Raw genomic sequence first — 9549 nt, 5'->3', positions numbered from 1 at the left:
TGCGCTATACGCGCGAAGCACGGAAAAGCGGCGGCAACGCGTCGTCGCGGCAGGTCGCGATCGCGCTGCCGGGCGACGCGCAGCCGTCGCTCACGGGGACGATGGATTTCGTCGACAACCGCCTCGACGACTCGACCGGCACGCTGCGCCAGCGTGCGCGCGTCGCGAATCCGGACCGGCGCCTGAGCCCCGGCCAGTTCGGCCGCGTGTATCTGTCGAGCCGCGTCGCGCACCCTGCGCTGCTCGTGCCGGATGCGGCGGTCGCGACCGATGCGACGCGCCGCGTGCTGTACTTCGTCGACGCGAACGGCACCGTCGCGATCCGCCCGGTGACGCCCGGCCGCCTGTACGGCAACCTGCGCGAGATCGACGCGGGGCTGAACGCGGGCGATACCGTGATCGTCGACGGCTTCCAGCGCGTGCAGGCCGGCGACAAGGTCAAGGCCGTGCCGCGCGCGATCGAAGCGGCCGCGGTGGCCCGCGCGGCGAGCGGCACGACCGGGAGCGCGCAATGAACCTCGGCCGCCTGTCCGTCCAGCAGCCGGTGCTCGCGATCGTCCTGTCGATCGTGCTGACGATCGCCGGCGCGCTGGCCTATTTCTCGCTCGCGGTATCCGAGTATCCGGACATCGCGCCGCCGACCGTCGTGATCCAGGCGACCTATCCGGGCGCCTCCGCGGAAACGGTCTCGCAAACGGTGTCGACGCCGATCGAACTGGAAGTGAACGGCGTGGAAGACATGCTGTACATGTACAGCCAGGCGACGTCCGACGGCAGCCTGAACATCACCGTGACGTTCAAGCCCGGCACCGACGTCGACAAGGCGCAGGTGCTCGTGCAGAACCGCGTCGCGCTCGCAACGCCGCGCCTGCCCGAGCCCGTGCAGCGCAGCGGCGTGTCGGTACGCAAGTCGTCGCCGACGCAGCTCGGCACGATCTTCCTGTACTCGCCGGACCAGCGCTACGATCCGCTGTACGTATCGAACTATGCGATCCGCAACGTCGCGGACGTGCTCAAGCGAATCGAAGGCGTAGGCGACATCAACGCGCTCGGCGCGCGCGAATACTCGATGCGCATCTGGCTCGACCCCGAGCGCGTCGCGTCGTTCGGCCTGAGCCCGGCCGACCTGATCGCCGCGGTACGTTCGCAGAACACGCAGCTCGCGGGCGGCGTGGTCGCGCAGGCGCCGATCACGAACCAGGCGTTCCAGCCGAACCTGATCTTCGAGGGGCGGCTCAAGCGCCCCGAGGACTTCAGCGACATCGTCGTCAAGCAGGGCAAGGACGGCAGGCTCGTACGGCTGAAGGACGTGGCTCGCGTCGAAGTCGGCGCGCTCGCGTATGCGACCGACAGCTACATGCTGCGCCATCCGACGATCGCGCTGCAGGTGCTGCAGCAGCCCGGCGCGAATGCGGTCGCGACGATGGCCGCGGTCGAGAAGAAGATGGCCGAACTGTCCCGCGACTTCCCGAAGGGCATCGTCTACAACATCGGCTACAACCCGACCGCGTTCATCGGCGACAGCATCCACGAACTCGTCAAGACGATCTACGAAGCCGTCGTGCTCGTCGTGTTCGTCGTGCTGCTGTTCCTGCAGGGCTGGCGGCCGTCGATCATCCCGATCCTGTCGATTCCGGTGTCGCTCGTCGGCACGTTCGCGGCGATGGCCGTGCTCGGCTATTCGATCAACAACCTGACGCTGTTCGGCCTCGTGCTCGCGGTGGGGATCGTCGTCGACAACGCGATCGTCGTGGTCGAGAACGTCGAGCGGCACCTGGCGGCCGGCGCCGGGCCACGCGACGCGACGCTGCTGACGATGAAGGAAGTCGGCGGCGCGCTGTTCGCGATCACGCTCGTGCTGTGTGCGGTGTTCGTGCCGACCTCGTTCATTCCCGGCATCTCGGGCCAGTTCTTCCGCCAGTTCGGCGTGACGATCGCCGTGTCGACCGCGATCTCGTTCTTCACGTCGGTGACGCTCGCGCCCGCGCTGTCGGCGATGATGCTGAAAGCGCACGCGGGCGACCATGACGCACCCGCGCCGACATCACGCATCGCCACGCTGTTCGCGCCGGCGCTGCGCGTCGCGCGACGCTTCTCGAACGCGTTCAACCGCCTGTTCCAGCGCCTGTCCGATGCGTATGGCCGGCTGGTCCGGAAAGTCGTCCGGATCATCCCCGCCATGACCGCACTGTACGTGGTACTGATCGCCGCGACCGGCTACCTGCTCGTATCGAGCCCGAAGGGCTTCATTCCCGCGCAGGATCGCGGCTACCTCGTCGTGCTCGTGCGGATGCCCGACGGCGCGACGCTCGAACGCACCAGCGCGGTCGCCCGCAAGATCGAGGACATCGCGCTGTCGGTGCCCGGGGTCGCGCGCGTACCGGTGTTCTCCGGCGTCAACGCGGCGACCGGCACGAACTCGGCGAACAGCGCCGGCCTGTTCCCGGTGTTCCAGCCCTGGCCGGAACGCAAGGCGCGCGGCCTGACGATCGATACGATCGCCGCCGAGATGCGCAAGCGGCTCGCGACCATCACCGAAGCGTCGATCGTGGTCGCGATGCCGCCGCCGGTGCAGGGCCTCGGCAGCACGGGCGGCTTCGCGATGCGGCTCGAAGACCGCAACGGCCTCGGCACCGCCGCGCTCGCGAAGGCCACGCAGGATCTCGTCGCGGCCGCGAACCGCACGCCCGGCATGGTCGGCGTCTACACGCCCTACTCCGCGACGAGCCCGCAGGTGCACGTCGAACTCGACCGCGAGAAGGCCGAGATGCTCGGCGTGCCGAGCCAGGCGATCAACGATGCGGTCGAGACGTATTTCGGTTCGACCTATATCAACGACTTCAACATCGTCGGGCGCACCTATCGCGTGACCGCGCAGGCGGACCTGCCGTTCCGCGTCGGCGCGTCGGATCTCGCGCGGCTGAAGGTGCGCAACCGCGACGGCGAGATGGTGCCGATCGGCAGCGTGACGCGCATCGACGACATGCTCGGCGTCGATCGCGCACCGCGCTACAACCTGTATCCGGCCACCGAAATCAACGGCGATACCGCGCCGGGCCTCGGCTCGGGCTTTGCAATCAAGACGATGGAGACGCTGGCGAAGCAGGTGCTGCCGCCCGGCATTTCGTTCGAGTGGACCGATCTGTCGTATCAGCAGACCACGGCCGGCAACACGGGGCTGCTCGTGTTCCCGCTGTGCGTGCTGCTCGTCTACCTGGTGCTCGCCGCGCAGTACGGCAGCTGGAGCCTGCCCGTCTCGATCCTGCTGATCGTGCCGATGTGCCTGCTGGCCGCCTCGCTCGGCGTACGCGCGCTCGGCCAGGACGTGAACATCCTCACGCAGATCGGCTTCATCGTGCTGGTCGGGCTCGCCGCGAAAAACGCGATCCTGATCGTCGAGGTTGCCAGGCAGCTGGAGGCCGACGGCACCGAGCTCGTCGAGGCCGTCGTCGAGGCATGCGTGCAGCGGCTGCGCCCGATCGTGATGACGTCGCTCGCGTTCATCCTCGGCGTGCTGCCGCTCGTGATCTCCGAAGGCGCGGGCGCGGAAATGCGCCAGGCCGTCGGCGCGGCGGTGTTCTTTGGGATGATCGGCGTGACGTTCTTCGGGCTGCTGTTTACGCCCGTGTTCTATGTGATGGTTCGCCGGCTCGCGATGCGCAAGACCGCTATCGCAGCCGTCGCGACGGAGGCTGTGCAATGAAGTTCGTTCGACTCGTGGCCGCGCTGTCCGCGGCGGCCGTCCTGACCGCGTGCACGAGCGCGCCGGTCGCCACCGTCACCCCGCCGCCGCTGGCCGCGACCTATGCGAACGCGGATCTCGCGGCCGGCGGCCCGGCCGCCGATACCGGTGCGTGGTGGCATGGCTTCCACGACCCGATCCTCGACCGGCTGGTCGACACCGCGCTCGCGAACAACCTCGACCTGCAGGCGGCCGTCGCACGCATCGACGCGGCCCGCGCGGTGCGGATCGGCGCGGCGTCGCAATGGTTCCCGTCCGTCGACCTGAATGCCGGTGCCGGCCGTCAACGGCTGTCCGCATCGCAGGCGTTCCCGACCGATACGCCGACGACCGGCAACGCGTTCGACCTGAATGCGAACCTCGCATGGGAGATCGACATCTTCGGCCGCATCCGCCAGGGTGTGTCGGCAGCCGACGCGGATATCGCATCCGCGCAAAACGATGCGGCGGCCGTGCGGATCGCGACGATCGACGAAACGGTACGCACCTACGTGACGGTGCGCGGCCTCGAACAGCGGCTCGCGCTGGTCGAGGCCAACGCGTTGAGCCAGCGCGGCACCGAGGAATCGACACGGCGCCTGTTCGACGCGGGCGTCGTGCCGATCGCCGACGTCGACCGCGCAGCCGCGCAGACGGAAACGACGCTGGCCGAGCTGCCCGCGCTGCAACTGCAGCGGCAGGCCGCGATCCACCGGCTGTCGATCATCACCGCATCGACGCCGCAGGACATCTATGCGCGGCTCGACCCGCCCGCGCCCGAGCCGGTGTGGACCGCCGGCGCGCCGGGCATCGGCACGCCGGCCGACCTGCTGCGCCGGCGGCCCGACGTGCGCGCGGCCGAGGCACGCGTCGTCGCGGCCTATGCGCGCATCGGCGTCGCCGAGGCCGACCTGAAGCCGCACCTGCAACTGATCGGGGTGATCGGCGCGGCGATCGACGGTTTCTCGGGCGCGTCGCTCGCACGTTCGCTCGCGTGGATGGCCGGCGCCGGCGCGAGCGCGCCGCTGTTCGACGGCGGCCGGCGCCGCAGCGTCGTCGCGTTGCGGCGCGCGCAGGCCGACCAGGCGCTCGCCGCCTATCGCACGACCGTGCTGACGGCCGTCGGCGACGTCGAGACATCGGTGGCCGCGACCGCCCGAAATCACGGCCGGACCGAGCGCCTCGAGCGCGCGGTATCGAATGCGCGGGGTGCGTACACGCAGATCAACCGGTCGTGGCGCAGCGGCGAATCGGCGTTCATCGATACGCTGGAAGTGCAGCGTGCGCTGCTCGCGGCCGAGGATTCGCTCGCACAGGCGCGCACCGAGGAAACGCTGAGCCGGGTCAGGCTGATGAGTGCGCTGGGGCAGTAAGCGCGCGGTTCGGGTTCGATCGATGCGCGAAGGGCGACGGGTTCGATGTCATGCGAACCCGTCGCCCTTTTACGTGGCGTGAACCCGTGCGGGCGGCATCGACATCAATCAATGTCGCCGCCTGCCTTCAACTGCGCGCTCACATAGTCGAGAAAGCTGACGATGCGCGACGACAGCGTCGTGTTGCGATAGAACACCGCATGAATCGGCTGGCGGAACTCGAGGGTGTCGTCGACGAGCAGTTCGACGAGGCTGCCATCGCGGCGATGCGTGCCCGTCATGTAGTCGGCGAGGCATACGACGCCCGCGCCATTGAGCGCGAGCGTCAGCAGCGTCTCGCCGCTCGACGCCTGCAACGCCGGATGAATGCGGTACACGCCATCGTCCGCGGTGCGCAGCGGCCAATGGTTCAGCGTTTCCGGCTGCACGAAGCCGAGCAGCGTATGGTTCGCGAGATCGGCGACGCTCGCCGGCACGCCGGCTTTCTCCAGATAGGCCGGGCTCGCCAGAATGCGCAGCCGGCTGCTGCCGAGCCGGCGCGCGTGCAGCGTCGAATCGCGCAGCTCGCCGATCCGGATCGCGACGTCGGTGCGGTGTTCGAGCAGGTCGATGATTTCGTCGCTCGTATGAAGTTCGGCCTCGATCGCCGGATACGCGTCGCGAAAGCCCGGCATCATCGGCGCGATCACATGCTGCATGAACGGCATCGCCGCATTGATCCGCAACCGCCCGGCCGGCGCCTCGCGCTGGCTGACGATCTGTTCCTCGGCGAATTCGACCGACGCGATGATCTCGCGCGCGTAGTCGAGAAAGAGCTTGCCCTCCTCGGTCATTTCGAGGCGGCGTGTCGTGCGGCGGATCAGCGTGGTGTCGAGTTTTTCCTCGAGGCGCCGCAGAATCCGGCTCATCACCGAGGTCGGCTGATGCAGTTTGTCCGCCGCGCCCGTCAATGAACCGGTATCGGCGATGGTCACGAACGCGAGCATCTCGTCGAGGGTCGTCTTCATGGTCGGCAGTCGTCAGCGGTGTCAGGGACCGTCACGATAGTGCCGCCGCGCCGCTTTGATAAGCGGGCTCGCGCGCGAATCATAGTTGATTTCGATTCAATAATGAGCGGAGAATATTGTCGGAATATTCGGACGTGAAACGGGCGGCCGGGCCTGCAAGCACGTGCGGATCGACGCGCGTTTCAGCAGGCAACGCGGTGCGGCAGCGTCAGGCCGCGACGGGCATCTCGTGGCGAATCCAGTCGAGCATCGCGCCGTGCCGCGGCGCCCACCCGAGTTCCCGTCGCGCCCGCAGCGCCTTCACGCGGCTGTTCGAGGCGAGCGAGAAATGCGCGCGCGAGTGACCGAGCACCTCGGCGGCATCGGCGACGTCCCATTCGACGACCGACCGCAAACCGAGCCGCGCGGCGAGCGCGAGACCGATTTCCGCGAACGACGCTTCGCCGTTTTCCGCGAAGTAGAACGCGCCCGGCGGCGCGGCATGGACCGCGTGCAGATAGAGATCGGCGACATCGTCGACGTGCACGTTCGACCAGCGGTTCAGCCCCTTGCCGATCACGCGCACCGCGCCGGCGTCGCGCGCGATGGCCGCGAGCAGCGGCAGTTGCGCGCTGTCGCGACGCAGCCCGAGCCCGTCGCCATAGATCATGCTGTTGCAGATCACGGCCGAGCGGATGCCGAGGGTGGCGGCCGACATCACGAGCCGGTCGATCGCGCGGCGCTCGGCCTTCGCGGGATGGACGATCGGCGTCGTTTCGTCGAACACGATCGCGTCGCCGTGCGCGCCCTGCGCATCGTCCGCGATCACGCTCGTGCCGCTCGTGTGCAGGAACGCCTTGCCCGAGCCGCTCAGCGCCGCGATGATCGTCTCGACGGCCTCGCGGTGATCGCTGTTCGCCGCGTTGACGACGCAATCCGCGTCGCGCGCGAACGCATGCAGCAGCGCCGTATCGTCGAGCGTGCCGACGACCGGCATGATGCCGGCCGCCGCGAGTTTCGCGGCGTTGTCGCCATCGCGCGTCAAACCGGTGACGACGTGCCCGGCCGCGACGAGCCGCGCGGCCACCGATCCGCCGATGTAGCCGGTCGCGCCCGTCACGAATATCCTGCTGCCTTTCATCCGCTGCTCCGGGAAGCGAGGCGGGCCATGCGGCGCACGTCTCGCGAAATGTCGTGCGTCGCAGTATCGACGGCCGGTGCCGTCGGCGGAAGAGGTGAATCGCTAAAACAGTTTTGCGCGCGGCGGGATGATGGGCCGTGTCGGACGAAACCCGCTTCGATGGGCGTGCAGCCGTTCGCGGCGATCTCGCGCCGCCGGCCGCGCGTCGTCGAGCGCGGCCCCGCCCGTGATTCCGCTCCATGCGATGCTCGATCGGTCCGCCTCCGTCGACCGGTATCGCGCTCGCCGCACACCGGCTTGCCCGCCCATCAGGAGCATTTCCCGACGGGTGGGCATGGCGACGTTACCGCCCGTCGCCGAGCGACTGGAGAATCCGGTAGGCGACCTTCACGCGGTCCTCGATCGGCACGTTGCCGTTCGCGAGCATCACGATCCCGATCCGCTTCGCGGGAACGAACGCGACGTACGTGCTGAAGCCGCCGGTCGAGCCCGTCTTGTTGATCCAGGTCGCGGGGTTCGGCGCGAGCGGAGGCTGGATCGCGCTGGCCGGCACCGCGTCGAACAGCATCTTCGGCGCGTTGCCGGCGAGCAGCGTCGGCAATGCGACCGGGTACGGATACTGTTCCCAGATCAAGTCCTGCGTCAGCGGCCCCGCGCGGAAATAGCCGGTGTGCGTGCGCTCGATCGCGCGCTGCAGGCGCGGCGCCGTCTGGATCATCCCCAGGTTCGCCTGCACGAAGCGCAGCAGGTCGGCCGCCGTGGTCCGCACGCCGTACGCCGGCTGCCACAGCATGCCTTGCGACATCCGCACCGGCTTGCCGTCCTTCGTGTAGCCCTGCGCATAGTCGGCCATGCGCGCGGCGGGCACGTCGATGTATGTGTGCGTCATCCCGAGCGCGGGAAAGAGCCGCTGCTCCATCAGCGTCGCGAAATCCTCGTGCATCGCCTTCGCGGTGAGCCAGCCGAGCATGCCGATCGCGACGTTCGAATACTTGCGGTGCGTGCCCGGCGCATACTCGGGCCGCCACGCGTCGAGATAGCGGATCAGGCCCGCATCGTCGCGAATGCTGTCCGGCACCTGCAGCGGCGTCCCGCCGGGCGTGTGCGTGCCGAGCTGAAGCAGCGTGACGACGCCGAACGGCTTGCCCTGCAACTCGGGCAGATATCTGGCCACCGGGTCCGCGAGCGACAGTTCGCCGCCCTCCTGCGCGTCCGCGGCGAGCGTCGCGGTCAGCGTCTTGCTGACCGAGCCGATCTCGAACAGCGTGTCGCCGGTCACCGGCTTGCCGGTCTGCTTCGACATCACGCCGTAGTCGAACACCTGCGGCTTGCCGTCGGCGACGATGCCGATCGCCATGCCGGGGATCGCATACTGATTCATCAACGGCGCGATATGGCGCGTGACGGTGTCGTGGAGGTCGTCCTGCGTGACGGCGGCCGCGCGACCGGCCGTGGCGGTCGCGCATGCGGCGACGAACAGGGTCGCGACGACGCGTGTCGCATTGAATCGCATGAGTGCGGTTCCTTCTATTTCCGATGGTTGCATGGACAACAGATCCGGCCGCGTCGCGCGGAAAAGGCGGCGGCCGTCCTGTCGAAGCAGGACTATCCGCTACCGTCCGATCGCCAACAATCGACGATATGTTGCGCGAGCCGAAAGAAAAACTTATGAGATAGGCGGAATGCGGGACGAGGCAGCCGCCATGCCGGGCCACTCACCCGTTTTCCGCGAAAACCTGTCGGTTTTAACAGCATCGAATCCGGCGACCGAATGGCGCCGCGTCGAAAATCGACGAAAAAGAGATAAGTCTTGTCAGATCCACGGGCGCCGGCCAGCCGCGCGATTGATTCACCCGCACGGATCGAAGTAGACTCGCGGAAGCCAAAAATAAGATCCGACCTGAGAGAATCCATGAATCGCCCTTTTCCGCTCGTCCGCTCCCGAGTCATCGGCTCCCGCGCGCTCGCGTGACGTTCACGCACCGACCGACCTGAACCGGACTACGCGACGCCGCCACGTTTGTTTGCGCGCGTACGCTCGTCGTTTCGCCCTTGAGCCAGAAGAACCGCCAGGGTCCCGCGCGCACCGCCCGCGCACGCCCTGCCCGACCGGAGAGTGAGCCCGTGACCGAAACCTTGGCCGCGTCGGCCTATCGGCCGCGCGATGTCGTCAATGCACCCGACATCAAGGCGGCCATCGCCCGCCGCAGCGCCGCGCGCGGCGATCCGGCCGAGATCCGCGCATGGCTCGGCAATCATTTCTTCCGCTGGGTCGTCGGTGCGTTCGAGCAGGCGCAGCCGCTCGCTTCGCTCGCCGATTACCGCGCG

At 68.2% G+C, this 9549-nt stretch carries 6 protein-coding genes and 1 pseudogene; 4 read left to right on the top strand and 3 right to left on the bottom strand.

Annotation, left to right across the window (positions count from 1 at the left end):
- The 3 genes from JMF90_RS11055 to JMF90_RS11045 form a co-directional block, all read left to right on the top strand.
- The coding region (locus JMF90_RS11055) for an efflux RND transporter periplasmic adaptor subunit (protein WP_201325104.1) at nt 1-515 on the top strand (515 nt) is incomplete at its 5' end.
- Nucleotides 512-3703 (top strand): efflux RND transporter permease subunit, encoded by a 3192-nt coding sequence (locus JMF90_RS11050; protein ID WP_201317253.1) that lies wholly within the window; start codon nt 512-514, stop codon nt 3701-3703. The genes JMF90_RS11055 and JMF90_RS11050, both read left to right, overlap by 4 nt.
- Nucleotides 3700-5094 carry an efflux transporter outer membrane subunit gene (locus tag JMF90_RS11045; protein WP_201317252.1) on the top strand — a complete coding sequence of 465 codons (1395 nt, stop codon included), beginning with the start codon at nt 3700-3702 and terminating at the stop codon, nt 5092-5094. The genes JMF90_RS11050 and JMF90_RS11045 overlap by 4 nt, the downstream gene beginning before the upstream one ends.
- 104 nt (nt 5095-5198) lie before the next feature.
- Here JMF90_RS11045 and JMF90_RS11040 read toward each other — a convergent pair whose 3' ends face one another.
- The 3 genes from JMF90_RS11040 to ampC form a co-directional block, all read right to left on the bottom strand.
- Nucleotides 5199-6101, bottom strand: a complete 903-nt coding sequence (locus JMF90_RS11040) for a LysR substrate-binding domain-containing protein (RefSeq protein WP_054928548.1) — start codon at nt 6099-6101, stop codon at nt 5199-5201.
- Nucleotides 6102-6309: 208 nt separating this feature from the next.
- Nucleotides 6310-7221: an NAD-dependent epimerase/dehydratase family protein gene (locus JMF90_RS11035; RefSeq protein WP_054928547.1), complete on the bottom strand. Its 912-nt coding sequence runs from the start codon at nt 7219-7221 to the stop codon at nt 6310-6312.
- A 343-nt stretch (nt 7222-7564) separates the two neighbouring features.
- Nucleotides 7565-8734 (bottom strand): class C beta-lactamase, encoded by a 1170-nt coding sequence (gene ampC / locus JMF90_RS11030; RefSeq protein WP_200161155.1) that lies wholly within the window; start codon nt 8732-8734, stop codon nt 7565-7567.
- Nucleotides 8735-9345: 611 nt separating this feature from the next.
- Between ampC and JMF90_RS11025 the strand changes: the two are divergent.
- Nucleotides 9346-9549: pseudogene (locus tag JMF90_RS11025) on the top strand (hypothetical protein); the annotation flags it as partial.

Source organism: Burkholderia sp. E168m23, assembly GCF_016586125.1.
GTDB classification, from domain to species: domain Bacteria; phylum Pseudomonadota; class Gammaproteobacteria; order Burkholderiales; family Burkholderiaceae; genus Burkholderia; species Burkholderia orbicola.
The sequence above is the reverse complement of the archived record's forward strand: the minus strand, read 5'-3'. Positions and strand labels throughout refer to the sequence as shown.